We start from the raw sequence: 26,531 nt of genomic DNA, 5'->3' as shown, positions 1-26,531 counted from the left end.
GGACGCCGCCTCCCCGCCGCGTCGGACTCGCCGGTAACGTGACACGTCGGCCGAGAGAGCCGACCGGCATCCGAAATCACCGTCAGCGCACGACCTCGTCCGAAGGGAGTCACCTGCCCGTGCAAGGGACCAACGACAGCGCCGAGCAGGGTTCGCAGAGCGTGCCCCCTGGATTGCGGCCCGCACATCCGCCGACGACGGCGGTGGCGACGCTGGCGCAGCTCGTCGGGGCGACCGTGCAGTGGCCCGCCGGCGACGGCGACGGTGGTGACGTCTCGGTGACAGGCGTCGATCTACGCGCGCAGGGCATCGTCCCCGGGGACCTCTTCGCCGCCCTTCCCGGCGCCCGGACGCACGGCGCCGACTACGCGGACGAGGCGGTCCGGCAGGGCGCGACCGCAGTCCTCACCGACCCGGACGGCGTGGCGCGGCTCGGATCGCTGCCGAGCCCGGTGCCGGTTCTCGTGCATCCCGATCCGCGGTCGGTTCTCGGTGTCGTCTCCGCGGCCGTGTACGGCAACCCGTCTGCGCGTCTGCGCATCGTCGGCATCACGGGCACCTCGGGGAAGACGACGACGTCCTATCTGGTGGAAGCCGGGTTGGCCGCGGCCGGTCGCCGGGCCGGCCTGGTCGGCACCATCGAGACCCGGATCGACGGCAGGCGGGTACCCAGCGCCCTGACGACTCCCGAGGCGCCGCAACTGCACGCGCTGTTCGCCGCGATGCTCGAACGTGGTGTCGACACCGTGGTCATGGAGGTGTCGAGCCACGCGTTGGCCCTCGGCCGTGTGGACGGCACCCGGTTCGAGGTCGGCGCGTTCACGAACCTGTCGCAGGACCACCTCGACTTCCATGCGGGACTCGACGACTACTTCGCCGCGAAGGCCCGACTGTTCGATCCCGCGTCGACGGTGCACGCCGAACGGTCCGTGGTGTGCGTCGACGACGATTGGGGCCGGAAGATGGCCGATCTCGTGGGGGCGGGCACCGTCACGGTCAGCACCACGGGGGACGCCCGGTGGACCGCGGGCGAGGTGGTCACCGCCGCGGACGGGTCGCAGTCCTTCACCGTCACCACCCCGGACGACGGCGAGCTCGCCGCATCCCTGCGGCTGCCGGGGCGTTACAACGTCGCGAACGCGTTGGTCGCGCTGGCCGTGCTGCACGAGTGCGGCATCCCGCCCGCCGATGCGGTGCGCGGGCTGGCCGAGGTGGACGTGCCCGGCCGGGTGCAGCGCATCGACCGCGGCCAGCGATTCCTTGCCGTCGTCGACTACGCACACAAGCCGGCCGCGCTGGAAGCCGTCATCGCGACTCTGCGCGGCCAGAGCACCGGCCGCCTGGCCGTCGTCGTCGGAGCGGGCGGCGACCGCGACCACGGGAAGCGGCCGCTGATGGGTGAGGGCGGCGCGCGGGGAGCGGACCTGCTGGTGGTCACGGACGACAACCCCCGGACCGAGGACCCGGCCGGCATCCGGCGGGCGGTGCTCGCGGGTGCACTGGCCGTGCCGGACGGTGAACGCGGCGAGGTGCGGGAGATCGGCGACCGGGCCGCGGCCATCGCGGCAGCCGTCGAGTGGGCGCGCCCCGGTGACGTCGTGCTCGTTGCGGGCAAGGGACACGAGATCGGACAGGAGATTGACGGGGTGAAGCACCCATTCGACGACCGCGAGGTCCTCGCGCAGGCCATCGACGGGGTGATCGGGGTGGAGCGGTGATCGAGATGTCACTGGCCCGGCTCGCCGAGATCGTCGGCGGGACCCTGCACGACGTTCCGGATCCTGATGTCCTGGTCGCCGGCACGGTGGAGTTCGACTCCCGGAAGGTCACACCCGGCGGGTTGTTCCTGGCGCTGCCCGGTGCCCGGGTGGACGGACACGACCATGCAGGCGCCGCGGTGGCGGCCGGAGCGGTCGCGGTGCTCGCCGCGCGTCCCGTCGGTGTCCCGGCTGTCGTCGTCGAGCCGCTGGGCCCCTCCGACAGCAACGCGATGGCCCTCGAACACGATGTCGACGGCTCGGGTGCCGCGGTCCTGGCCGCCCTGGCCCGGCTGGCCCGCACCGTGACGTCGGAGCTGCCGGACCTCACCGTCGTCGGTGTCACCGGTTCCTCCGGCAAGACGTCCACGAAGGACCTGCTCGCCGCGGTGCTCGCGCCGCTCGGCCCGGTGGTGGCACCGCCCGGCTCGTTCAACAACGAGCTCGGCCACCCCTGGACGGCGTTGCGCGCCGATCGCGACACCCGGTTCCTGGCGCTGGAACTGTCGGCCCGCGGCGTCGGGCACGTCGCCGCGCTGGCCGAGGCGGTTCCGCCGCGGGTCGGGGTCGTCCTCAACGTGGGAACCGCGCACCTCGGTGAGTTCGGATCCCGCGAGGCGATCGCGCAGGCGAAGGGGGAGCTGGTCGAGGCGCTGCCGTCCGCCGAGGACGGCGGTGTCGCGGTGCTCAACGCCGACGACCGCCTGGTGTCCGCGATGGCACAGCGCACCCGCGCCCGGGTGGTCACCGTCGGGCTGTCGTCGTCGGCGGACGTCCGCGCGGTCGACGTCCAGCTCGACGACCAGGCGCGGGCCGAGTTCACCCTGATGACGGCCGCCGGGAGCGTGCGCGTCGTGCTCGGTGTGCACGGTGAGCACCAGGTCGGCAACGCGCTCGCGGCGGCTGCGGTCGCGCTGGAGTGCGGGGCCACACTCGACCAGGTCGCCGAGTCGCTGGGCGGTGCCCGCGCAGTCTCGGTGAAGCGGATGGACGTGCAGACCCGTGCCGACGGCGTCACCGTCGTCAACGACTCCTACAACGCGAACCCCGACTCGGTGCGTGCCGCGCTGAAGGCGCTGGTCACGATGGGACGCTCCGCCGCCACGCCGCGACGTACGTGGGCGGTACTGGGTGAGATGGCCGAGCTCGGCCCGAACACGGTGATCGAGCACGACGCGATCGGACGGTTCCTGGTCCGCCTCGACGTCAGCCGGCTGATCGTCGTCGGTGAGGGCCGGCCATTGCGCGGCATGCACCAGGGTGCGGTCATGGAAGGCTCGTGGGGCGACGAGTCGATGCTGGTTCCCGACCGCGAGGCCGCGCTGGAGGTGCTGCGGCGCGAGGTGCGCCCCGGTGACATCGTGTTGGTGAAGGCGTCGCAGTCGGTCGGCCTGTGGACGGTGGCCGAGGCGCTGCTGTCGGATGTGCAAGATCCCGAGACGAACGAGGAGCACGACCGGTGAGACAGATCCTCTTCGCAGGTGGCATCGCGCTGGCGGTGTCGATCCTGCTGACGCCGGTGCTGATCAAGGCGTTCTCGCGGCAGGGATTCGGCCAGGAGATCCGGGTCGAGGGACCCGAGAGCCACCAGGCCAAGCGCGGTACCCCCACGATGGGCGGTGTCGCGATCATCATCGGGCTGTGGGCCGGCTACTGGGGTTCGCACCTGATCGGCATCGGCTACGACGCGGACGGTCCGAGCGCATCGGGCCTCCTGGTCCTGGGCCTCACCACGGTCCTCGGCGGGGTCGGCTTCCTCGACGACTTCATCAAGATCCGCAAGCAGCGGAACCTGGGCCTGAACAAGACAGCGAAACTCGTCGGGCAGCTGGTCGCCGCCGTGGCGTTCGGTGTGCTCGCGCTGCAGTTCCGTGGCGAGTCCGGGCTGACACCGGGCAGCCTGCACCTGTCGTACGTCCGGGACATCACCACGGTGACCATGGGGTCGGTGGTGTTCATCCTGTTCGTCTACCTGCTGGTCAGCGCGTGGTCGAACGCGGTGAACCTCACCGACGGACTGGACGGCCTCGCCGCCGGCTCGATGACCCTGGTGCTCGGCGCCTACACCGTCATCACCTTCTGGCAGTACCGCAACGCCTGCGAGACGAATCCGGGCAAGGGCTGCTACGACGTCCGCGACCCCCTCGACCTCGCCCTCATCTGTGCCGCCGCGGCCGGTGCGTGCATCGGCTTCCTGTGGTGGAACGCGGCCCCGGCGAAGATCTTCATGGGTGACACCGGCTCTCTCGCCCTCGGCGGCCTGCTCGCCGGTCTGTCGATCACCACCCGCACCGAGCTCCTCATGGTCGTCGTCGGTGCCCTGTTCGTCGCCGAGGCGGCGTCGGTGGTCATCCAGGTCGCGGTGTTCCGGTCCAGCAGGCGACGCGTGTTCAGGATGGCGCCCTTCCACCACCACTTCGAACTCGGTGGCTGGGCGGAAACCACGGTGATCATCAGATTCTGGTTGCTTGCGGCGATAGCGTCGGCGGTCGGTCTGGCGCTCTTCTACAGCGAGTACCTCGCGGTGGTCGGGGACTGATGGCGGACACGGCCCCGGCTACGGAACTGCCCGACGACATCGCCCGGCTGCGCGGCGCCCACGTCCTGGTGACCGGAGCCGGGATCTCGGGACGCGCGCTGGTCGCGCCCCTGCGTGACCTCGGCGCCGAGGTCACGCTCACCGACGGCAACGCCGACGCGCTCGCCGCGGCCGGTCGCGACCTCGACGTCCCGACCGTGACACCCGACGATGCCGTCGCCGGGATCGCCGGGTTCGCACAGGTCGTGACCAGCCCCGGATGGCGCCCCGATTCGCCGGTACTGTCCGCGGCGGCGGGATCGGGTGTCCCGATCTGGGGCGATGTCGAATTCGCGTGGCGCCTGGACCGATCCGGATTCCACGGACCTGCGAGGGACTGGCTCGTCGTCACCGGCACGAACGGCAAGACCACGACGACGTCGATGCTGGAGTCGATCCTGCGAGCGGGAGGGATCAGCGCGGTCGCGTGCGGGAACATCGGTCTTCCGGTGACCGACGCCCTGCGTTCGGAGTCGCCGCGCCACACCGCGCTGGCGGTGGAGCTGTCGAGTTTCCAGCTGTTCTGGGCGCCGTCGGTGCATCCGGCGGCGGGTGCCGTGCTGAACATCGCCGAGGACCACCTGGACTGGCACGGCGGCATGGAGGGCTACGTCGAGGCGAAGGCGCAGGCGCTGACCGGCGACGTCGGTGTGCTCGGGCTCGACGACCCGGTCGCGGCGGGCCTGCGTGACCGGCCGGGAATCGCGCGGACCGTCGGATTCCGGCTCGGGGTTCCCGCCGCAGGCGAACTGGGCGTCGAGAACGGGACACTGGTGGACCGTGCGTTCGCGACCGACGAACGTCTCGCCGACGTCGGCGACGTCACACCGTCGGGACCGGCGGGGCTGATGGACGCGCTCGCCGCGGCAGCGCTGGCCCGTTCGATCGGGGTAACGGCAGTCGCCGTGCGCGAGGGGCTGCGGACCTACCAGGTCGGACCGCACCGGGCGGCGACCGTCGCCGAGGTCGGCGGGGTCACGTACGTCGACGACTCGAAGGCGACGAATCCGCATGCGGCGCGGACCTCGCTGCTCGCGCACCCGCGGGTGGTGTGGATCGCGGGTGGGCTGCTCAAGGGTGCGAGCGTCGACGACCTCGTCGCCGAGGTCTCCGATCGCCTCGTCGCCGCCGTGCTGTTCGGTCGCGACGCCGGGCAGATCGCGGACGCGCTCGCCCGACACGCACCGCACGTCCCCGTTCACCGCGTGGAACCGGGGCACGATGAGCACGTGAAGTCGACCGACGCACCCGATGCCGTGATGGCCCGCGCCGTGCGGGTCGCGGCCGATGCGGCCGAATCGGGTGACGCTGTGTTGCTCGCACCGGCGGCGGCGTCGTTGGACATGTTCACCGATTACGGCCACCGCGGTCGCAGTTTCGCCGCGGCCGTGCACGCGCTGGCGGACGATGGCGCCCCCTGATCGACGGCGCCGTGATCCGGAGCCGAACCCGGTGACGGGCCTCGCCGCCGCGCGGGCCCGGTTCATGGCGTGGCTCGCGCGGCCGCTGGCCTCGTTCCACCTGATCGTCACGATCGCGACCCTGCTGACGGTGCTCGGCCTGGTTATGGTGCTGTCCGCGTCGAGCGTGGAAGCGTATGCCGACACCGGGTCGTCGTACAGCATGTTCACCACCCAGGCGACCTTCGCGGTGCTGGGCGCGGTGCTCTTCTACATCGCGCTGCGCACCCCGGTGCGTGTGTTGCGACGCCTCGCGACGCCTGCCTTCGTGGTGTCGCTGGTGATGCTGTTCCTGGTGCTCATCCCGGGTATCGGCACCCTCTCCGGTGGTGCGCGGCGCTGGTTCACCCTGGGTCCGCTGTCGCTGCAGCCTTCCGAACTGGCGAAGGTCGCCCTCATCGTCTGGGGTGCCCACGTCCTGGCGACCCGACCGCGGGGCGCGCCCTGGAAGGAACTGGTGGTGCCGCTGGTCCCCGGGGCACTGGTGGCGTCCTTCCTCGTCATCATGCAGCCGAACTACTCGACGACGGTGACCTTCGTGATCGTCGTCGGCGCGCTCCTGTGGTTCGCCGGTCTGTCACTGCGGTTGTTCGCCGGCGCCGCGATCGGCGTCGGGATCATCGGTGTCGTGCTGGTGTTCGCCGCCGACTACCGCGCCGCCCGGCTGTTCAGCTTCCTGAACCCGTCCGACGATCCGCAGGGTGCTGGATACCAGAGCCGGCAGGCGAAGTTCTCGCTCGCCGACGGCGGCTGGTTCGGCCGCGGCCTCGGGCAGTCCCGTGCGAAGTGGAACTACCTGCCGAACTCCCACAACGACTTCATCTTCGCCATCATCGGCGAGGAACTCGGGTTCATCGGCTGCGCCGCCGTCATCGGACTGTTCGCGCTGTTCGCCTACGCCGGGTTGCGGATCTCGATGAATTCGGTCGATCCGTTCCTGCGGTTGCTGACCGCGGCGGCGACCACCTGGATCGTCGCGCAGTCGATGATCAACATCGGCTACGTCGTCGGCCTGATGCCCGTCACCGGACAGCAGCTGCCGCTGGTCTCGGCGGGCGGCACGTCGACCGCTGTGACACTGCTGATGTTCGGCATCATCGCGAATGCCGCGCGGCACGAACCCGAGGCCGTCGCGACTCTGCACGCGGGCCAGGAGAGCAGGTTCGGGCGGCTGCTCCGGTTGCCGAAACCCGAGCAGTACTCGCCGGCGAAGGCGGCCGAGGCGCGGCGCGCGGCCGCGGCGAAGGCCGACCGCAAACGGGCGGCGCAGCGTGAGGCGCAGCGCCGCTCGGCGCAGCAGCGGGAGCGCCGGACCCGCGAGGACCAGCGTCGACGCGAGGAGCAGCGCAGACGTGAACAGCAGCAGCGCCGCCGCGCCGAGGCGACCCGTCGGCAGGAACCACGCCGCGGGACCCCGCGCCGTGGCCAGGCACTAGCATCGGACCAGCGACGGGACCGTTCGTCCGGCCGTGCCCAAGAACGTGGATTTCCTGAACGAGGTTTTCGTAGGTGAGTGAGAGCGGTACGTCGTCCGGCCTTTCCGTCGTCGTCGCGGGAGGCGGCACCGCGGGTCACATCGAGCCGGCGCTCGCGGTCGCGGACGCGCTGCGGCGACTCGACCCGTCGGTCACGGTGACGGCGCTCGGGACCGAACGGGGGCTCGAGACCACCCTCGTACCCGAACGCGGGTATCCGCTCGAGCTGATTCCGCCGGTGCCGCTGCCCCGCAAGCCCACGGCGGATCTGCTGCGTCTGCCGGGACGCGTCCGCGCCTCGGTCCGGCGCACCCGCGAGGTCCTCGACGGCGTGCAGGCGGACGTCGTCGTCGGTTTCGGCGGCTACGTCGCGCTGCCCGCGTACCTCGCGGCGGGCAAGGGCGTCACGCGGCGCAGGCGCGCGGTCCCGGTCGTCGTGCACGAGGCCAACGCCTCCGCGGGCATCGCCAACAAGATCGGCGCACGGCTCGCGTCCCGCGTGCTCGCTGCGGTGCCCGGCTCGGGGGTCGCGGGCCGGGGCCTGTCCGACGCCGAGATCGTCGGCATCCCGGTCCGGTCCTCGATCACGGGTCTCGATCGCGCGGGACTGCGGGCGCAGGCACGCGAGCACTTCGGGCTGCCCGCCGACGGGCCGGTCCTGCTGGTCACCGGCGGATCCCAGGGCGCGCGGTCCCTCAACGAGGCGGTGTCGGGTGCCGCGGAGGCACTCGCGGCCGGTGGGGTGTCCGTGCTGCACGCGTACGGGCCGAAGAACTCCGTCCGGGTCGACCAGCACAATCCCGCGGCGCCGTACGTCGCCGTCCCGTACCTGAACCGGATGGATCTCGCGCTGGCCGCCGCGGACGCGACCGTCTGCCGATCGGGTGCGATGACCGTGGCCGAGATCTCGGCCGTCGGACTGCCAGCGGTGTACGTGCCGCTGCCGCACGGCAACGGCGAGCAGGAACTGAACGCCCGGCCGGTGGTCGCGGCGGGCGGCGGACTGTTGGTCGCCGACGCCGACCTCACCTCCGAGTACGTCGCGGAGTCGGTGGTGCCGTTGCTGCGCGACCCGGATCGGCTCGCCGCGATGGGCGCGGCCGCCGCGGGTGCCGGGCACCGGGACGCGGCCGACGCCGTGGCCCGGATCGTCCTCGAGGTTGCGAAGGGTGGTCGGCGATGAGCGCGGACAACACACGGAAACCGGGATCGGCACTGCCCGACCATCTGCAGCGTGTGCACATGGTCGGCATCGGCGGTGCGGGCATGTCCGGGATCGCGCGGATCCTGCTGGCCCGCGGCGGCCAGGTGTCGGGGTCGGACGCGAAGGAGAGCCGCACCGTCCTGTCGCTGCGGGCGCGCGGCGCACAGGTCCGGATCGGACACGACGCGAGTGCGCTCGACCTGATCCCCGGCGGCCCGACGGCCGTGGTCTCGACGCACGCGGCGATCCCGAAGGACAACCCCGAACTGGTGGCTGCCGCGGAGCGGGACATCCCCGTCATCCTGCGCCCCGCGGTCCTGGCGTCGCTCATGACCGGTCACCAGTCGCTGCTCGTCGCCGGAACGCACGGCAAGACGTCGACGACGTCGATGCTGGTGGTCGCGCTGCAGCACTGCGGTGTCGACCCCTCGTTCGCCGTCGGCGGCGAGCTGAACGAGGCGGGCACCAACGCGCACCACGGGTCCGGCGCCGTGTTCGTGGCGGAGGCCGACGAGAGCGACGGCTCACTCCTGCAGTACGACCCGAACGTCGTGATCGTCACGAACGTCGAGGCCGACCACCTCGACTTCTTCGGCAGCACCGAGGCGTACGTCCAGGTGTTCGACGACTTCGCCGAGCGCATCGCGCCGGGCGGCGTGCTGGTCGCGTGCCTCGACGACCCGGGTTCCGCGGCGCTCGCCGAGCGGGTCGCCGCGCGGAACCTGCCGATCCGCGTTGTCGGCTACGGCAGCGAGGAATCAACCGGACCGGTGCCGCTCGCCGCTCGGCTGCTGGACTGGGAGGCCCGCGACGTCGGCGGTGTCGCGCGGGTGCAGCTGACCGGGGAGGACGCGCCGCGGGTGCTGACGCTCGCGGTTCCCGGCAGGCACATGGCGCTCAACGCGCTCGGTGCATTGCTCGCGGCCCGTGAGGTCGGGGCCGAGGTCGACGAAATCGTCGAGGGCATCGGCGGGTTCGGCGGTGTGCACCGCCGGTTCCAGTACACGGGGCGCGAGAACGGCGTACGTGTGTTCGACGACTACGCCCACCATCCGACCGAGGTCCGGGCGGTGCTCGGTGCGGCGCGCGAACTGGTGCGCAGTTCGGCGGGGCGGGTCCTGGTCGTGTTCCAGCCGCATCTGTACTCGCGTACCTCGGTGTTCGCGACCGAGTTCGGTGAGGCGCTCGACCTCGCGGACGAGGTCGTGGTGCTCGACGTGTACGGAGCGCGGGAGAAGCCGCTGCCCGGGGTGAGCGGCGCGCTGGTCGCCCACGCCGTCAGCAAACCCGTGCACTATCAGCCGGACCTCTCGATGGCGCCGCGTCAGGTGGCGGCCCTGGCCCGCGCGGGCGACGTGATCATCACGATGGGCGCCGGTGACGTGACGATGCTCGGCAAGGAGATCCTCGGGGCACTGGCCGCGGCGCCCTCGGCGGCCCGGAACCGGGCTCGGACGGACGTGGCGGGGCGGGCCGAGGAGCAGCGGTGAGCAGAGGGCGCCGGCCGGAGCGAACGCGCAGCACGGGGACGGGAGTTCGGTCGGGTTCGGCGCCGCGCCCACCGCGGAACCGCAAGCCGCTCTTCCTGACCGTCGCCGCGGTCGCGGTGATCGTCGCACTGACCGCGGTCGCCTGGTTCACGCCGCTGCTCTCGGCTCGCGCCGTGACGGTTGTCGGGAACGCCGGCGTCCCGTCCGAGGAGATTCTGGCCGCACTCGACGTCCCGACCGGGCAGCCGCTGTTGCGGGTCGACACCGGCGCGGCGGCCGCCCGGGTGGCATCCATCGCGAAGGTCGACCACGTGCGGGTCGAGCGGAAGTACCCGTCGACGATCCGGGTCACCGTGGTCGAGCGGGCACCTGCGGTCTTCTACGACGCCCCCGAGGGCACTCACCTGATGGATGCCTCGGGTGTCGCGTACGCGATCGAGCCGCCGCCTCCCGGCGTGCCGCGTCTGGCCGTGGCCGACCCGTCGCGGGACGACGCCGCGACCGAGGACGCGCTGGCCACCCTGGCTGCGTTGCCGCCGGTGCTGCGTCCGCAGGTCACGGAGGTGTCGGCGGCGTCCTTGTCGGACATTCGCCTCACACTGGCGGACGGCAGGCAGGTCCTCTGGGGCAGTGTCGACGAGTCCGAGCACAAGGCCGCGATCGTCGGCCCGCTGCTCGGACAGCCCGGCCAGGTCTTCGACGTCTCGAGCCCGGATCTCCCGACAGTTCGGTGACGATCCCTGCGGCGATTCGGATTCCGATGACAAATCGGTGTGTCCGTCGGCGCGCCTGCTGGAATCGGGAGGGCACCGTGCATAGCGTTTCGCCCAGTCATCCACTTGACATAACTGTAAGTCTATGGTTGAGGTTGAGGGTTTGGCTGCACCACCGGTGATGTAAAGGCGACCGGGCTCACGCGTAGCGTCGGCCCCACAAGTAGCCTCTGCACCACAAGTAACGTCAGCATCGCCAGAAACACCTCAGCGCGACTACACACGGAAGGCGAGAGCCCATGACGCCCCCGCACAATTACCTCGCCGTTATCAAGGTCGTCGGCATCGGCGGCGGCGGTGTGAATGCGGTCAACCGCATGATCGAGCAGGGACTCAAGGGAGTCGAGTTCATCGCCGTCAACACCGATGCGCAGGCCCTCCTGATGTCCGACGCCGACGTCAAGCTCGACGTCGGACGTGAACTGACCCGTGGCCTCGGCGCCGGCGCGGACCCGGAGGTCGGGCGCAAGGCGGCGGAGGACCACAAGGACGAGATCGAAGAGGTGCTCAAGGGCGCCGACATGGTGTTCGTGACGGCGGGCGAGGGTGGTGGCACCGGCACCGGTGGCGCACCGGTCGTCGCGTCGATCGCGCGCAAGCTCGGTGCGCTCACCGTCGGTGTCGTCACGCGCCCGTTCTCGTTCGAGGGCAAGCGGCGTGGCACCCAGGCCGACAACGGCATCCAGGCGCTGCGCGAGTCCTGCGACACCCTGATCGTCATCCCCAACGACCGGCTCCTGCAGCTCGGCGACGCCGCCGTGTCACTGATGGACGCCTTCCGCTCCGCCGACGAGGTGCTCCTCAACGGTGTCCAGGGCATCACCGACCTGATCACCACCCCGGGTCTGATCAATGTCGACTTCGCCGACGTGAAGGGCGTCATGTCCGGGGCTGGCAGCGCCCTGATGGGCATCGGCTCCGCTCGTGGCGACGGCCGCGCGATCCAGGCCGCCGAGACCGCCATCAACTCCCCGCTGCTCGAGGCGTCGATGGAGGGTGCGCGCGGCGTGCTCCTGTCCATCGCGGGCGGCTCCGATCTCGGTCTCTTCGAGATCAACGAGGCCGCCTCGCTGGTGCAGGAGGCCGCCCACATCGACGCGAACATCATCTTCGGCACGGTGATCGACGACTCCCTGGGCGACGAGGTCAGGGTCACCGTCATCGCCGCCGGATTCGACGGCGGTGCGCCCGTGCGCCGGGTCGAGCAGCCGCAGCAGGCCGCGGCGGGCCGCGGCAACATCGGTGTCGCGCGGGCGGGAGAGATCGGGCGGTCCCCGGCCGCCGAGGAGCAGCCGCAGCCGGCCGCTCACACGCCGCAGCACAGCACCGAGTCCCGTCGCGAGACGGGTGGTTCACTGCCCCCGATTCCCGTCGGCGCGACCGCTCGTGCCGTTCCCGTCGCGGAGGACGACGGGGAGGACGACGTCGACGTCCCCGACTTCATGCGTCGGTGACGGCAGCAGCAGTGACCTCTACGGTCCGGGTCCGCCGGGTCGTCACCTCGCGAACGGGTGGCGTCTCGGCGGCTCCGTACGATTCGTTCAACCTCGGCGACCACGTCGGCGACGATCCTTCGGCGGTCGACGCGAACCGGCGTCGGCTCGCCGCCGGGATCGGCCTGCCGTTCGAGCGGCTCGTCTGGATGGAGCAGATCCACAGCCGGACCGTCACCGTGGTCGACGGTCCGGTCGGTGCACCGGTCGAGGCCACCGACGCGCTCGTCACCGCCGAGCGGAAACTGGCGCTGGTCGTGCTCACCGCCGACTGCGTGCCGCTCCTGCTCTCGGACGACGAGGCCGGAGTGATCGCCGCGGTGCACGCCGGGCGGGTCGGCGCGCGGATCGGCATCGTGCCCCGGGTGCTCGACGCCATGGTCGCGAAGGGGGCGGAGGTGTCCAGGATCGGTGCTTTCCTGGGGCCCGCGGCCAGCGGCAGGCAGTACGAGGTCCCGGCGCAGATGCAGGCCGATGTCGAGGCGCATCTGCCGGGCAGTGCCACCACCACCCTCCGCGGCACACCGGGTCTCGACCTGCGCGCCGGGCTGCGACGTCAACTCGAGGCGGCAGGCATCGGCGGGGTGGCCGAGGATCCGCGGTGCACGATCGAGGACTCGACGTTGTTCAGCTACCGCCGTTCCGGGACCACGGGACGCATCGCCGGAGCGATCTGGATGGAGTCCGCGGAACAGTGACCGACCGCAGTACCCAGATCGCGTCTGCGCTGGCGGGTGTCCGGGAGCGCCTGGCCCGGGCGTGTGCCGACGCGAACCGTGCGCCTGATGCCGTCCAGCTCCTTCCGGTGACGAAGTTCTTCCCGGTGTCGGACGCCCGGATCCTGTACGACCTCGGATGCCGTGAGTTCGGTGAGTCACGCGACCAGGAGGCGTCCACGAAGGCCGCCGATCTCGCCGAATCGATCTCGGGGGAGCGCACTTTCGCTGCGGACGACGTCCGGTGGCACATGATCGGCAGCGTGCAGCGGAAGAAGGCGCGCTCGATCGTGCGCTGGGCGGACGTCGTCCACTCGGTCGACAGCGAGCCTCTGATCGCGGCGCTGTCGCGGGCCGCGGTCGCGGCGCTCGACGCGGGGGAGCGGGCGGAACCGCTACAGGTTCTGCTACAGGTGAGCCTCGACGGTGACCCGAAGCGGGGCGGGGTTCCGGTCCCGGAGTTGCACCGACTGTGCGAACTCGCTGCGGCCGCAGATGGACTCACGCTCGGCGGACTGATGGCGGTGCCGCCACTCGATGCGGATCCGGACGCTGCTTTCGCTACACTCGCGGCCACCCACCGTGACGTGGTGCGTGACCATCCGGACGCGCGCACGCTCTCGGCGGGTATGACCGCAGATCTCGAGATCGCGGTCCGACACGGATCGACCTGCGTGCGTGTCGGAACCGCGCTGTTGGGTTCTCGGCCGATAGCCTCGGATTGAACTGATCGGCATCCCGACCGATTATCCGCCACGCCAAGGAAGGTCGATCGATGAGCACTCTGCACAAGTTCAAGGCTTACTTCGGCATGGTTCCCCTCGAGGACTACGAGGACGACTACCTCGACGAGCCCCGTCGGGCTCCGAGGAGTTCCCGCTACGAGGACGGAATCGACGGCGGTTACGACGACGACGGCTACGGCCCTCGTGACGATCTCGACGACCGGCAGCCTGCGCCCCGGCGGATGGAGCCGCTGCCGCCGCGGTCGACGCGTCCGGTGCAGCCGTCCGCGGGCTCCGCGCGATCGACGTCCACCCACGGCTCGCTCGCCGTCAACACGGCACCTCGGGTCGAGAGCCGGCGGGCTCCGGTGTTCGACGAGGGCGGCCCCCTGTCGAAGATCACCACGCTGCGTCCTCGGGACTACGGCGAGGCCCGCATCATCGGTGAGCGGTTCCGTGACGGCACTCCGGTCATCATGGACCTCGTCGAGATGAGCAACGCCGACGCCAAGCGTCTCGTCGACTTCGCGGCCGGCCTCGCGTTCGCGCTGCGCGGATCGTTCGACAAGGTGGCGACCAAGGTGTTCCTGCTCTCACCCGCGGACATCGACGTGTCCGCGGAGGAGCGCCGACGGATCGCCGAGAACGGTTTCTACAACCAGAAGTGACATCCACCCTCGACCGAGGGGCGTGATCGACGGGTGCGGCCGGGTTCCGGCCGCACCCGGCGTGTGAGAGGGACCCGATTGTGAGTGGGACGGAAAGGTCAGGCAGAGTGGTGGAGTGCCCTTGTTCGCGGTGATCTACTTCGTACTGTTCGTTTTCTGGCTGCTACTCATCGGCCGAATCATCGTCGAGTTCATCCGGACGTTCGCACGGGACTGGCGTCCGACCGGTTTCGTGGTCGTCGTCCTCGAGGCGATATTCACGGTCACCGATCCGCCGATCAAGTTGCTGCGGCGACTGATCCCGTCGATTTCGCTCGGCGGGGTCCGGTTGGATCTGTCCATCATGGTCTTGCTCTTCATCGTGTTCATCCTGATGCAGGTCACCCAGGGACTTGCCGCGTGACGTGCACGGATGGCGTCGCGGCACGGGCTGTCGGGTCGGGTGTGACAGAATGACCCGCAGTTACAGTGTGAAAACGTGGTCCTGCAGTGAGTGCGTCATAACTGAATGCTTGCTTGACCGCCAACAGATGCGCGAAGGGATCCTTCCATGCCGCTGACACCAGCTGATGTTCACAACGTCGCGTTCAGCAAGCCTCCGATCGGTAAGCGTGGCTACAACGAGGACGAGGTCGATGCCTTCCTCGACCTCGTCGAGCAGGAGCTCGCACGGCTGATCGAGGAGAACGCAGACCTGCGCCAGCGTGTCGGCGAGCTCGACCAGGAGCTTGCGGACGCGAAGAAGGCGCCGCGCCCGGCCGCGCAGCAGGCGCCGGCTCCGGCTCCGGTGCCCGCCCCGGAGCCGCCGAAGCCCGTCGCTCCCGTCGCGCCCCCGGCGCCGGCCCCCGCACCTGCCCCGGCCCGTGCCGGCGGTACGGAGGAGGCCAACCTCCAGGCCGCCAAGATCCTCGGGCTCGCCCAGGAGATGGCCGACCGCCTCACCGGCGAGGCGAAGACGGAGTCCGAACAGCTCGTCTCCAGCGCTCGCGCGAACTCCGAGCAGCTCGTCAGCGATGCCCGGACCAGGTCCGACAGCATGGTCGCTGACGCCAAGCAGAAGTCCGAGGCGCTGCTCGCCGATGCGCAGACCCGCTCCGAGACGCAGTTGCGCCAGGCCAAGGAGAAGGCCGACGCACTGCAGGCGGACGCCGAGAAGAAGCACACCGAGATCATGGCGACCATCAACCAGCAGCGCAGCGTGCTGGAGGAGCGGATCGAGCGGCTCAAGACGTTCGAGCGCGAGTACCGGGTGCGGCTGAAGTCGTACCTGGAGTCGCAGCTCGAGGAGCTGGAGCAGCGCGGCTCGGCGGTTCCCGTGGACGGCGGCCAGGACGCCCTCGGTTCCGAGGGTTCCAAGTCGTTCGCCAAAGGGAGCAACTGACCCGGCGTCGTTGGGGCGGCGGTGATGGTTCGGCCTGACGGTCGGGGCGTGACGGCTCACGGCAGGGGGTTCCCGTGCTGGTACTGACCCTGGCGATGGCGGCGGTGGGGTTCGCCCTGCTCGTCGTCGCGCTGATGACCGGTTCGGTGGCGTGGGCGTGGGGGTGCATCGTCGTCTGCGTCATCGGCGCGGTCCTGCTGCTGGTGAGCTCGCTGCGTGGTCCCGCGCCTGCGGCCTCGGACCGGCCCGCGTCGCGCGGTTGGGTGGAGCCCGATCCCGACGATCCGCCGACCGAGCGATTTGACCGGCCCGAGTAGTATCGAGACACGAATGCGCCCGATTCGATCGGGTGTGAGCAGGCGTCGATCCGGCCATCACCGGGGAGCCTTCGGAAGAACGGTGGCGCCCGGCCTCCCCAGGGAGGCCGGGTCGCGCTCAGTAGAACCGAACGGGTTCGGCCCGTCACAGCCGATCGAGAGAGGCCGGATCCCGGATCCGGCAAGCGGGGTGGTACCGCGGCCAGGCGCACCGGCGCCGACGTCGTCCCCGTGCCAGATGAACAGGCACGAGGGAGTACGGCAGTGTCCGACAATGCAGCGCCGGAGAACGGTGCACTGAACGCCACCTATCCCCGGGTCGACCTCACCGACGGTCGGTCCGCGGGCAGCGTCAACTTTCCCGAGCTCGAGCAGCGTGTACTCGCCGGGTGGGACGCCGACGACACCTTCCGTGAGTCGGTCGCCCAGCGCGGCGACGCCGAGGAGTTCGTCTTCTACGACGGTCCGCCGTTCGCCAACGGCCTGCCGCACTACGGCCATCTCCTGACCGGCTACGTCAAGGACGTAGTTCCGCGGTTCCAGACGATGCTGGGCAAGAGGGTGGAGCGCCGGTTCGGCTGGGACTGCCACGGACTTCCCGCCGAGCTCGAAGCGGAACGCCAGCTCGGCATCAAGACCGGCGACATCGGCGAGATGGGCGTCGCCCGGTTCAACGAGTACTGCAGGCAGTCGGTGCTGCGGTACACCGACGAGTGGCGGAACTACGTCACCCGGCAGGCCCGCTGGGTGGACTTCGACAACGACTACAAGACTCTGGACCTGGACTTCATGGAGTCCGTCATGTGGGCGTTCAAGGAGCTCTACGACAAGGGCCTGATCTACCAGGGCTTCCGTGTGCTCCCGTACTCCTGGTACGAGCAGACCCCGCTGTCGAACCAGGAGACCCGGCTCGACGACGCCTACAAGATGCGCCAGGACCCGGCGGTCACCGTCGACATGGTCCTCACGGTTCCCGGGGACGATCTCGACGGCGCGAACGCACTGATCTGGACCACCACGCCGTGGACCCTGCCGTCGAACCTCGCGGTCGCGGTGCACCCTGAGATCACCTACGTCCACATCTCCGCAGCGGACGGCAAGCGGTACGTTCTCGCGAAGGACCGCCTCGCACACTACGCGCGCGAGTTCGGTGACGAGCCCGAGGTACTCGGGGAGTACCAGGGCGCCGACCTGGTCGGCCTGACCTACACGCCCCCGTTCGACTTCTTCCACGGCCCCGGCAAGGGTCACGAGAACGCGCACCGGGTGCTGTCCGCCGACTACGTCACGACCGACTCGGGTACCGGAATCGTCCACCTCGCACCGGCTTTCGGCGAAGAGGACATGGACGTCGCGTCGGCGAACGGCATCGAGATCGTGCAGCCGCTCGACGCCGGCGGCAAGTTCACCTCGCTGGTTCCGCCGTACGAGGGCATGCAGGTCTTCGACGCGAACCCGGTGATCATCAAGGACCTCAAGGCCGCCGGAAAGCTGCTGCGGCACGAGACGATCGAGCACTCGTACCCGCACTCGTGGCGCTCCGGCCAGCCGCTGATCTACATGGCGGTGCCGTCGTGGTTCGTCGCGGTGACCAAGTTCCGGGACCGCATGGTCGAGCTCAACCAGGAGATCACCTGGGTGCCGTCGCACATCAAGGACGGTCAGTTCGGCAAGTGGCTCGAGGGTGCCCGCGACTGGAACATCAGCCGGAACCGCTACTGGGGCAGCCCGATCCCCGTCTGGATGTCGGACGATCCGGCCTACCCGCGGGTCGATGTGTACGGCTCCCTGGATCAGCTCGAGGCCGACTTCGGGGTGCGGCCGACCGACCTGCACCGTCCCGTGATCGACGAGCTGACCCGCCCGAACCCGGACGATCCGACCGGCAGGTCGACGATGCGCCGCGTTCCCGAGGTCCTCGACTGCTGGTTCGAGTCGGGGTCGATGCCGTACGCGCAGGTGCACTACCCGTTCGAGAACAAGGACTGGTTCGAGGGAGGCAACGGTCAGGTCAGCCACAACCCCGGCGACTTCATCGTCGAGTACAACGGCCAGACCCGCGGCTGGTTCTACAACCTGCACGTTCTCTCGACCGCGCTGTTCGACCGTCCGGCATTCAAGAACGTCGTGGCGCACGGCATCGTGCTCGGTGACGACGGACTGAAGATGAGCAAGTCGAAGGGCAACTACCCGGACGTGAAGGAGGTGTTCGACCGGGACGGCTCCGACGCGATGCGCTGGTTCCTGATGGCGTCGCCGATCCTGCGCGGCGGCAACCTCGTCGTCACCGAACAGGGCATCCGCGAGGGTGTCCGGCAGGCGCTGCTGCCGATGTGGAACGCGTGGAGCTTCCTTCAGCTGTACGCGTCGAAGCCCGGTGTGTGGCGGACGGATTCGCCGAACGTCCTCGACCGCTACATCCTCGCGAAGCTCGCCGCCACCCGCACCGCGATGACCGACGCCCTCGAGGTCAACGACATCGCCGGCGCCTGCGACGAGCTGCGGCTGTTCTGCGACGCGCTGACCAACTGGTACGTGCGTCGCTCGCGGAACCGGTTCTGGGACGAGGACCAGGACGCGATCGACACCCTGCACACCGTGCTCGAGGTGACGTGCCGGCTGGCGGCACCGCTGCTGCCGCTGGCGACCGAGGTGATCTGGCGGGGCCTCACCGGTGGCCGCTCCGTGCACCTGGCGGACTGGCCGAGCGCGACCGAGCTGGTGCCGGACGCCGATCTCGTCGAGTCCATGGACGAGGTGCGGAACGTCTGCTCCACCGTCCTGGGTCTGCGCAAGGCGCAGAACCTGCGGGTGCGGCTGCCGCTGCCCGAGGTGACGGTCGCTGCGTCGGATGCCGAGCGGCTGCGGCCCTACCTCGGCATCATCGCCGACGAGGTCAACGTCAAGAAGGTGGACCTGACCGAGGACGTGGACGTGCACGGCAAGTTCGAACTGGTCGTCAACGCCCGCGCGGCGGGCCCGCGACTCGGCAAGGACGTACAGACCGTGATCAAAGCGGTCAAGGCCGGCGACTGGACCGAGACCGACGGCGTCGTCAGCGCCGCGGGCATCGCGCTGCTGCCGGAGGAGTACACGCAGCGACTGGTCGCGGCCGAGCCGGAATCCACGGCCGCGCTGCCGGACAACGCCGGACTGGTGGTCCTGGACTCGCAGGTCACCGAGGAACTGGAGGCCGAGGGCTGGGCGAAGGACCGGATCCGTGAGCTCCAGGACGCGCGGCGCGCGGCCGGGCTCGAGGTCTCGGACCGGATCACCGTCACCCTCGAGGTGCCGGCGGACCGACTGGACTGGGCGCAGCGGCACCGGGATCTGATCGCGGGCGAAATCCTCGCCACCACAATGGAACTCGGCCCGGTCGGAGCCGACGCGGTCGATCTCGGCGAGGGTGTCCGGGCGACAGTCGTCAAGGCGTGAGGTGACGTCGCCGGCCGTGGCGGTCCGCCGGCGGTGCCCGCGGTGACCACGCAGCGTCGGTGGGTGCTGCATCTCGACATGGACGCGTTCTTCGCGTCGGTCGAGCAGCTCACCCGCCCGACGCTGCGTGGTCGTCCGGTTCTCGTCGGCGGGCTCGGCGGTCGCGGTGTCGTCGCGGGCGCCAGCTACGAGGCGCGGGCGTTCGGAGCGGGCTCGGCGATGCCGATGCATCAGGCCAGGCGGCTCGTCGGTCCCGGAGCGGTGGTGCTTCCACCGCGCGGCGCGCTCTATTCGGCGGTCAGCAAGTCGGTCTTCGACGTGCTCCGGACCCGTGTGCCCGTCCTCGAGATGCTGTCGCTCGACGAGGCGTTCGGGGAGCCTCCCGAGCTGGTCGGGGCGGACGCCGACGCCGTCCGCGACCACGCGGAGGGACTGCGCTCCCTGATCCGTGCGGAGACGGGTCTGGTCGCGTCGATCGGTGCCGGATCGGGGAAGCAGGTCGCGAAGATCGCGTCCGGCCTCGCGAAACCCGACGGGGTGCGCGTCGTGACCGTGGACGAGCAGGCCGAGCTGTTCGAGGCGCTGCCGGTGCGGAAGCTGTGGGGGATCGGTCCGGTGGCCGAGTCGAAGCTGCGCCGACTGGGGATCGAGACGATCGGGCAGTTCGCCGCCACCAGTGAGTCCGAGGTCGTCACGCTCCTCGGCGGCACCGTGGGGCCGGGTCTGCACCGGCTGGCGAAGGGCTTCGACGACCGTCCGGTCGCGGAGCGCGCAGACGCCAAACAGATCAGCGCCGAAACCACTTTCGCCGAGGACCTGGTGACGATGGATCAGCTGCGGGCCGCTGTCGAGCAGTGCGGGGGGCACGCACACCGGAGGCTGGAGAAGGACGGGCGGGCGGCCCGCACCGTGGTGGTGAAGCTGAAGAAGTCGGACATGACGATCGTGACCCGGTCGGCGACACTGCCGTACGCGACGACGGACCTGCAGACGCTGATCGCGACCGCCCGCCGTCAGCTGATCGACCCGCGGGAACTCGGTGCGGTGCGCCTCGTCGGGGTCTCCTACGGCGGGCTGACGGCCACCGCGCAGGGATCGTTGTTCCCGGATCTCGACCAGGGCGACGACTTCGCCGCCGACGACACGCCTCCGGCGGCCGTGCCGGAGCCGGGGCGCTCCGCGCCGGCGCAGCCGGGTGCGCGCTGGCGTCCGGGTCAGGACGTCCACCACGACGAGCACGGCCACGGCTGGGTCCAGGGCTGCGGGCACGGTGTCGTCACGGTGCGTTTCGAGACCAGAAGCACCGGTCCCGGACCCGCCCGTACGTTCCCGGAGGACGAACCGGCGCTGAGAATCGCCGACCCCGCCGACAGTCTTCGTTAAGGAAGCCCTTATTTTTTCCGTGTTCACTAGGGTGACACTTGCTCGCGCGCGGGCGGGGCCACGTCGTGCGGTTCGCCGTCACAGACCACGGTTTCAAGCAAAATGCACGTTCCAACGAAGAGAAGGACACAGATTGATGCTCCGGAAGACCCTCGTTGCCGGTGTCGCGGTTGCCGCCGCGCTGACCCTCGGTGCCTGCAGCTCTGACGACGGTGACACCGCCACCGCCACCACCAGCAAGGCCACCACCACGACCGCCGTGGCAGCAACCGAAGACACCCCGCCGGTGCCGACGGCCGCCGAGCTGAACGCGATGCTGGTCAAGGGTCTCGACCCGGCCACCCCGGTCGAGGAGAAGGTCACCCTCGTCGAGGACGGCCAGTCCGATCCCGGCCTGTTCGACCAGGTCGCCGCCGCGGCCCAGCAGAACAACGCGTCCGTCGAGGTCGTCGACCCGATCCTGGACAACGGCGACGGCACCCTGACCGCCACCGTCAACATGACCATCGGCGGCCAGGTGAACCCGGGCACCGCCACCTTCGTGGTCCAGGACGGCCAGTGGGTGCTGTCCAAGGAGTACGCCTGCAACATCGTCAAGCTGGCGAACCTGACCTCCCCCGCCTGCGCCTGACGCTCCGCACACGAATGCCGGCACCCGACTGGGTGCCGGCATTCGGCGTCCTGGGGGACGTCGACCCGAACTCAGGAGTCGCCGGACCGGAGGTTGTCGGCAGCCGTCCTGGCCAGGTCGCTCAGTACCGCGGGGTCGATGGGGTCCTGGCCGGTGGCGGTGACCTGGACGACGACGCCGCCGACGACGGCGATCACGGTGTCGGAGACCATCGTGAAGCCCTCGCTGGTGGTGGTCAGCCGGAAGGCGGTCGACGCATCGCCGACGGGCGCTTGGTCGAGTCCACCGAGCCGGTAGGTGACGTCGACGCCGTCCGCGTCCGTCCCCGAGTACTCGCTGCACGCGGTGAGGGTCGTCTGCACGGCCGTGAACGCCGCGGCCGCGTCGGGATACGCGGCGGCGTCGGTGTCGATGCTCGTGAAGTCCGGTCCCGAGAACCTGGACGTCGCCCGCGCGGTGGCCCCGGGGGACTGGTCGGCGATCGGGGCGAGCACGTCGGCGCACGCGGCCGGATCCGTCGACGAGCGGTCCGACTCGGACGTCTCGGCGGCGGGAGGCAGTCCGAGATCGTCGACGGGATCGGCGACCGGAGCGAAGCCGACGGGCAGGTCCGCGACGTCGAGGAGCGCGGACCGCAGGCCGGCGTCGTCGAGGGACGAGGCGGTGGTCGCGGTCGGGGCGGCCACCGTGGTCAACGCGGACGACGGGGCCGTGTCCTCGCCGTCGCCGACACATGCGGTGAGGAGCGGCAGGGCCAGGAGGGGGAGCGCCGCGGTGGCGCGGGTGGCCTTCACTGCCCGGACCACCGGACGGTGTTGGTCGTCGCCTGTCGCAGCTTGGTGGTGCTGTTCGGGTCGGAGTAGGTCTGCTCGCCGTGGACGGTGACCGACCCGTCCACCGGCAACGGTGCCCCGAGATCGACGACGAGGGTACCGGTCCCGGTCATCACGAACGTGTCGATGTTGAGGGTGCCTGCATCGGCAGGCAGATTCCACACCCTGGCCTCCGGCTCCTGGGTGATCGAGAGGTCGATCGTGAGCCGGTTCCCGTCCTGTGCACGCAATGTCGCCGTGGTCACCTGACGCAAAGCCATCCCGCTCATCACCTGCTGCTGCATCGTCCACACCGCGCCCACACCGATCTCGGCGTCCGGGAACGCAACCCCACGGTAGACCGCCTGGTAGAACGCCTGCTCGATCGCCGAACGCGCGATGTCCTCGGAATCGGCGGCGGGCGTGATGCGCAGCGCGGTGATCGCGCCGTTCGGCTGCACCGACAGCCCGGCCTTCGACCCCTCCGACGACGCGAGCGAATCCTGAAGCCTGCTGTCCGGTGACGTCATGGCGCCGAGGGTCAGATCCACCGAGAGGGCCGGATCGGGTGCCGACGCCACCGCTGTCAGCGGCATCGTCAGCTCGGGCGTCGACAGGTCCTGCTGGGGCTGATCGGCGATCTGCTGGAAGATGTCCGACCGCGACGTCATCACCACCTGCTGCGGGATTCCCGGCGGCGGAGCGAACGTGACCCGGCTGCGGGGTTCCGCTCCGGGGTCGACGACGGAGGTCGTGATCGCCGAGATCGGGACGGTGGTTTCCTTGGTCGTTTCGGGGGCGGCGGACGAGGCCCCGTCGTCGTTGCTGCACGCGGCGGTGAGCGCGACCGCGGTGAGGACGGCCGCGACCTGCGCGACCCGTTTCGAGAACACAGACACCCGACCAGGTTAGCCACGCCCCGGCGCGGCAAGCGTGGACCGCGTCGGTGCGGGGACGGTGCCTGCGCCCGCAGGTGGCGCGGTAAGGGATGATGGCGGGGTGAGCGAAGTGGACAAAGAGGTGAGCGCGGGCGAGCGGCTGCCGACGCGAATGCGGATGCTGGTGGTGATCGCGGCGACGGTCCTGGGCCTCGACCTGGTGACGAAGGTCGCCGCAGTGCACTTCATCGAGCCGGGGAATCCGATCGAGATCGTCGGCGACTTCGTCACGCTGAAGCTGATCCGTAATCCGGGTGCCGCGTTCTCGATGGCGACGGGAATGACGTGGCTGTTGACGCTGGTCGCGATCGCCGTCGTGATCGGCGTGATCAAGATCGGTCGCACCCTGCGGTCCCCGTGGTGGGCGCTGGGCCTCGGACTGGTTCTCGGCGGCGCCCTCGGCAATCTGATCGATCGCCTGTTCCGCGCACCCGGACCGCTGCAGGGCCACGTCGTCGACTTCGTCTCGGTCGGCTGGTGGCCGGTGTTCAACGTCGCCGACTCGGGCGTCGTGTGCGGTGCGATCCTGCTGGTCGCGCTCACCCTGTTCGGACTGAACCCGGACGGTACGCGTGGGCAGGCGGACGAGTCCGCCGACACCGACTCCGCCACCGGGAAGGAGTCCTGATGCGCGAGACACGGTCGATGCCGGTGCCCGACGGGCTCGAGGGCATGCGGGTGGACGCGGGTCTGGCGCGGCTGCTCGGGTTGTCCCGGACGACGGTCGCCACGCTGGCCGACGAGGGATCGGTCCTCGTCGACGGCGGACCCGTCGGCAAGTCGGACCGCTTGCCGTCCGGCGCTTGGCTGGAGGTGACGCTGCCCGAGCCGGCGCGACCGCTGACCGTCGAGGCGCAGCCTGTCGAGGGCATGGACATCCTGTACGCGGACGACGACGTCGTCGCGGTCGACAAGCCCGTCGGTGTCGCCGCCCACGCCAGCGTCGGGTGGACCGGTCCGACGGTGGTCGGCGGGCTCGCCGCGGCCGGGTTCCGGATCTCGACGTCCGGAGCGCACGAACGGCAGGGCATCGTCCACCGTCTCGACGTGGGCACTTCCGGCGTCATGGTCGTCGCGACCTCGGAGCGCGCGTACACGGTCCTGAAGCGGGCGTTCAAGCAGCGCACCATCGACAAGCGCTACCACGCGCTCGTGCAGGGGCATCCGGATCCGTCGAGCGGCACGATCGACGCCCCGATCGGACGGCACCGCAGCAACGACTGGAAGTTCGCGGTGACCGCGGACGGCAAGCCGTCGATCACGCACTACGACACGGTGGAGGCGTTCCAGGCGGCGAGCCTGCTGGACATCCACCTCGAGACGGGCCGCACCCACCAGATCCGCGTGCACTTCTCCGCGCTGCGGCATCCGTGCTGCGGTGACCTCACCTACGGTGCCGATCCGCGGCTGGCGGATCGTCTCGGACTGGAACGGCAGTGGCTGCACGCCCGGTCGCTCGGTTTCGCGCACCCGGCGGACGGCCGATGGGTCGAGATCACCAGTGAGTACCCGAAGGACCTGCAGCACGCGCTGGATGTCCTGCGGAGTGCCTGATCGGTTCGGTGCGGTCGCCGCGGCGGTCTGCGCGGCAGGTGTGGTCGCGGGTGTCGTGGCGCTCGGCGCGGCGAACCCGCCGACGCCGCTTCCGGTCTCGACCGACCGCCTCGGCCCGGACGCCGGGGAACAGGTGGCCGACTACCTGGCCCGGGCCGGCGACACGCTCGACACCGGCGACGGTGCCGACCCGCGCTGGGGTCTGGTCTCGTTCGACCACGAGGTCACCGCAGCGGAGGCCGATGCGCTGACCGCCGACGTCCGGGTCTCCCAACTGTGGTTCCGGGTGCCGATCGACCGGGTGCAGACCCCGATCGTCCCGGTCGGGGTGGCCGGTGCGGAGTCCATCGCTCGCGCATCGGGCCTGGCCGCGGTGCAATTGCGGGGGACCACCGGCGAGTGGGACCGCCAGGCGCAGGTCGATGCGGTGTCGGCGCTGCGACTCGGCCAGAACTGCGCGTGTGTCGTCGCGGCCACGGTGCGTGGACCGCTGAGCGAGGTCGCCGAACTCGAGGGGGTGGACGGGGTGCGGGTGGTCGAGGTGCTCCCCTCCGACGCGGTGTTCGGCAGGTTCGCGGTGCGGCCGCTGCTGCCGGAGCAGACGGACGCGGTCACACCCGGTCCCGACGACGGCGAGGTGCCGTCGCGGTGAGCGCTCCGGGGGGCGGTGTCGGGACGGGTACCCGCGCGAGCGGACTCGCCGCCGGTGTCGCCGCCTACGCGGCGTGGGGGATGTTCCCGCTGTTCTTCGGCCTCCTGGCGTCCGCCGGTGCCGTGGAGGTGCTCGCGCACCGGATGCTGTGGACGCTCGTGGCGATGCTGGGGGTCGCGGCCCTGACGGGGCGGCTGTCGAGGCTTCGCGGGTTGAGTGTGCGGACCACAGCGATGGTCGTCGCAGCGGCCGTGTCGATCTCGATCAACTGGGGTGTCTACATCTACGGCGTCACCTCGGGGCAGGTCGTCGAATCCGCGCTCGGATACTTCGTGAACCCGCTCGTCGCGGTCGTGCTCGGGCTGGTCGTGCTGCGCGAACGCATCACGCGGTGGCAGGCGGTCGCCGTCGCGCTCGGCGCGGCGGCGGTGGTGGTGCTGACGGTCGACTACGGACGTCCGCCGTGGATCGCGCTGATCCTGGCGGTCAGCTTCGGCATCTACGGACTGGTGAAGAAGACGATCCCACTCGACCCGGTGACCAGCCTGACGGCGGAGGGCATCGTCACGGCGCCGTTCGCGATCGGCTATCTGGTGTGGCTCGCGGTCGTCGGGCAGAGCACGTTCGCCTCCGACGGACCCGGTCACGCCGCGCTGCTGGTGGCCTCCGGGGTGGTGACGGCGGTACCGCTGCTGCTGTTCGGGTTCGCGGCGCAGCGCCTCCCGCTGGTGACGCTCGGCATCATCCAGTACCTGAACCCGGCGATGCAGATGACGTGGGGAGTGGTGCTCCTGCACGAGGACATGCCGGGGTCGCGGTGGATCGGGTTCGGCCTCATCTGGCTGGCCCTCCTGGTGTTCACCGTCGACGCCGTACGGCGCGTGCGGCGCAGCAGGCGAGGGGCGCTCGCGCCGGTCGGGTGAGTCCGGACTCCGGTGTGGTGGACGGGGCGGAGCCCGAGGCTGAGCCGACTGTCGTGCCGGGGAGATCACCTTCCCCGGGTAATGTCATAATCAAAATTATCGGCCTGGAATCGGCGTTCATCTCGCCAGGGCGGGGTACCTGGCAGCAGGGGGACCGCAGTCGTTC

24 protein-coding genes are annotated in these 26,531 nt (G+C 70.4%); 22 read left to right on the top strand and 2 right to left on the bottom strand.

The annotated features are described in order from the left end of the window. Positions 1-113 precede the first annotated feature (113 nt). The 18 genes from ACFSJG_RS12500 (at position 114) to ACFSJG_RS12415 (ending at position 21,486) form a co-directional block, all read left to right on the top strand. Positions 114-1,718, top strand: a complete 1,605-nt coding sequence (locus ACFSJG_RS12500; RefSeq protein WP_378485964.1) for a UDP-N-acetylmuramoyl-L-alanyl-D-glutamate--2,6-diaminopimelate ligase — start codon at positions 114-116, stop codon at positions 1,716-1,718. After that, entirely contained in the window at positions 1,715-3,220 is a 1,506-nt protein-coding gene (locus tag ACFSJG_RS12495) for a UDP-N-acetylmuramoyl-tripeptide--D-alanyl-D-alanine ligase (RefSeq protein ID WP_378485542.1), read from the top strand. The genes ACFSJG_RS12500 and ACFSJG_RS12495 overlap by 4 nt, the downstream gene beginning before the upstream one ends. Next, positions 3,217-4,296 (top strand): phospho-N-acetylmuramoyl-pentapeptide-transferase, encoded by a 1,080-nt coding sequence (mraY, locus tag ACFSJG_RS12490; protein ID WP_378485541.1) that lies wholly within the window; start codon positions 3,217-3,219, stop codon positions 4,294-4,296. Before ACFSJG_RS12495 ends, mraY begins: the two co-directional genes overlap by 4 nt. Further along, positions 4,296-5,756 carry a UDP-N-acetylmuramoyl-L-alanine--D-glutamate ligase gene (murD, locus tag ACFSJG_RS12485; RefSeq protein ID WP_378485540.1) on the top strand — a complete coding sequence of 487 codons (1,461 nt, stop codon included), beginning with the start codon at positions 4,296-4,298 and terminating at the stop codon, positions 5,754-5,756. Before mraY ends, murD begins: the two co-directional genes overlap by 1 nt. After that, a complete protein-coding gene (ftsW, locus tag ACFSJG_RS12480) occupies positions 5,743-7,308 on the top strand; it encodes a putative lipid II flippase FtsW (protein ID WP_378485539.1) in 1,566 nt (521 codons plus the stop codon). The genes murD and ftsW overlap by 14 nt, the downstream gene beginning before the upstream one ends. Continuing rightward, a complete protein-coding gene (gene murG / locus ACFSJG_RS12475) occupies positions 7,305-8,453 on the top strand; it encodes an undecaprenyldiphospho-muramoylpentapeptide beta-N-acetylglucosaminyltransferase (RefSeq protein WP_378485538.1) in 1,149 nt (382 codons plus the stop codon). The genes ftsW and murG overlap by 4 nt, the downstream gene beginning before the upstream one ends. Further along, positions 8,450-9,964, top strand: a complete 1,515-nt coding sequence (murC, locus tag ACFSJG_RS12470) for a UDP-N-acetylmuramate--L-alanine ligase (RefSeq protein ID WP_378485537.1) — start codon at positions 8,450-8,452, stop codon at positions 9,962-9,964. Before murG ends, murC begins: the two co-directional genes overlap by 4 nt. Then, the gene (locus ACFSJG_RS12465; RefSeq protein ID WP_378485536.1) at positions 9,961-10,698 is read left to right on the top strand and encodes a cell division protein FtsQ/DivIB; all 738 of its coding nucleotides are present in this window, start codon (positions 9,961-9,963) and stop codon (positions 10,696-10,698) included. The genes murC and ACFSJG_RS12465 overlap by 4 nt, the downstream gene beginning before the upstream one ends. Before the next feature lie 278 nt (positions 10,699-10,976). Further along, positions 10,977-12,191, top strand: coding sequence for a cell division protein FtsZ (gene ftsZ / locus ACFSJG_RS12460; RefSeq protein WP_378485535.1), 1,215 nt, complete (start codon positions 10,977-10,979; stop codon positions 12,189-12,191). A gap of 11 nt (positions 12,192-12,202) precedes the next feature. Further along, positions 12,203-12,928 (top strand): peptidoglycan editing factor PgeF, encoded by a 726-nt coding sequence (gene pgeF, locus ACFSJG_RS12455; RefSeq protein WP_378485534.1) that lies wholly within the window; start codon positions 12,203-12,205, stop codon positions 12,926-12,928. Beyond that, positions 12,925-13,671 carry a YggS family pyridoxal phosphate-dependent enzyme gene (locus ACFSJG_RS12450; RefSeq protein ID WP_378485533.1) on the top strand — a complete coding sequence of 249 codons (747 nt, stop codon included), beginning with the start codon at positions 12,925-12,927 and terminating at the stop codon, positions 13,669-13,671. Before pgeF ends, ACFSJG_RS12450 begins: the two co-directional genes overlap by 4 nt. Before the next feature lie 50 nt (positions 13,672-13,721). After that, the gene (locus ACFSJG_RS12445; RefSeq protein ID WP_378485532.1) at positions 13,722-14,339 is read left to right on the top strand and encodes a cell division protein SepF; all 618 of its coding nucleotides are present in this window, start codon (positions 13,722-13,724) and stop codon (positions 14,337-14,339) included. Positions 14,340-14,454: 115 nt separating this feature from the next. Beyond that, on the top strand, positions 14,455-14,742 hold the full coding sequence (locus ACFSJG_RS12440; RefSeq protein ID WP_007531212.1) for a YggT family protein: 288 nt from the start codon (positions 14,455-14,457) through the stop codon (positions 14,740-14,742). 147 nt (positions 14,743-14,889) lie between these two features. Continuing rightward, a complete protein-coding gene (wag31, locus tag ACFSJG_RS12435) occupies positions 14,890-15,720 on the top strand; it encodes a DivIVA-like cell division protein Wag31 (protein ID WP_378485531.1) in 831 nt (276 codons plus the stop codon). Positions 15,721-15,794: 74 nt separating this feature from the next. Further along, a complete protein-coding gene (locus tag ACFSJG_RS12430; protein ID WP_378485530.1) occupies positions 15,795-16,037 on the top strand; it encodes a hypothetical protein in 243 nt (80 codons plus the stop codon). A gap of 297 nt (positions 16,038-16,334) precedes the next feature. After that, entirely contained in the window at positions 16,335-19,472 is a 3,138-nt protein-coding gene (gene ileS, locus ACFSJG_RS12425; RefSeq protein ID WP_378485963.1) for an isoleucine--tRNA ligase, read from the top strand. 78 nt (positions 19,473-19,550) lie between these two features. After that, on the top strand, positions 19,551-20,855 hold the full coding sequence (locus tag ACFSJG_RS12420) for a DNA polymerase IV (protein WP_378485962.1): 1,305 nt from the start codon (positions 19,551-19,553) through the stop codon (positions 20,853-20,855). Positions 20,856-20,991: 136 nt separating this feature from the next. Continuing rightward, positions 20,992-21,486 carry a WKL family lipoprotein gene (locus tag ACFSJG_RS12415; protein WP_378485529.1) on the top strand — a complete coding sequence of 165 codons (495 nt, stop codon included), beginning with the start codon at positions 20,992-20,994 and terminating at the stop codon, positions 21,484-21,486. A gap of 71 nt (positions 21,487-21,557) precedes the next feature. On the opposite strand, the gene ACFSJG_RS12410 is transcribed toward ACFSJG_RS12415, so the two are convergent. Together ACFSJG_RS12410 and ACFSJG_RS12405 are read right to left on the bottom strand one after the other, a co-directional pair. After that, a complete protein-coding gene (locus ACFSJG_RS12410) occupies positions 21,558-22,280 on the bottom strand; it encodes a sensor domain-containing protein (protein ID WP_378485528.1) in 723 nt (240 codons plus the stop codon). Further along, positions 22,277-23,197 carry a hypothetical protein gene (locus tag ACFSJG_RS12405; RefSeq protein ID WP_378485527.1) on the bottom strand — a complete coding sequence of 307 codons (921 nt, stop codon included), beginning with the start codon at positions 23,195-23,197 and terminating at the stop codon, positions 22,277-22,279. The genes ACFSJG_RS12410 and ACFSJG_RS12405 overlap by 4 nt, the downstream gene beginning before the upstream one ends. A gap of 100 nt (positions 23,198-23,297) precedes the next feature. On the opposite strand from ACFSJG_RS12405, the gene lspA reads away from it, so the two are divergent. Genes lspA through rarD form a run of 4 tightly spaced genes read left to right on the top strand, consistent with a single transcriptional unit; the run spans position 23,298 to position 26,365 of the window. Continuing rightward, the gene (gene lspA / locus ACFSJG_RS12400) at positions 23,298-23,864 is read left to right on the top strand and encodes a signal peptidase II (protein WP_378485526.1); all 567 of its coding nucleotides are present in this window, start codon (positions 23,298-23,300) and stop codon (positions 23,862-23,864) included. Next, positions 23,864-24,790, top strand: a complete 927-nt coding sequence (locus tag ACFSJG_RS12395; protein ID WP_378485525.1) for an RluA family pseudouridine synthase — start codon at positions 23,864-23,866, stop codon at positions 24,788-24,790. Before lspA ends, ACFSJG_RS12395 begins: the two co-directional genes overlap by 1 nt. Next, complete coding sequence (locus tag ACFSJG_RS12390; protein ID WP_378485524.1) at positions 24,783-25,442, top strand: hypothetical protein; 660 nt, start codon at positions 24,783-24,785, stop codon at positions 25,440-25,442. Before ACFSJG_RS12395 ends, ACFSJG_RS12390 begins: the two co-directional genes overlap by 8 nt. Then, on the top strand, positions 25,439-26,365 hold the full coding sequence (gene rarD / locus ACFSJG_RS12385) for an EamA family transporter RarD (RefSeq protein WP_378485523.1): 927 nt from the start codon (positions 25,439-25,441) through the stop codon (positions 26,363-26,365). The genes ACFSJG_RS12390 and rarD overlap by 4 nt, the downstream gene beginning before the upstream one ends. The last annotated feature ends 166 nt before the right edge of the window (positions 26,366-26,531 follow it).

The organism is Rhodococcus gannanensis, assembly GCF_042681175.1.
GTDB classification, from domain to species: Bacteria; Actinomycetota; Actinomycetes; order Mycobacteriales; family Mycobacteriaceae; genus Rhodococcus_G; species Rhodococcus_G gannanensis.
The sequence above is the reverse complement of the archived record's forward strand: the minus strand, read 5'-3'. Positions and strand labels throughout refer to the sequence as shown.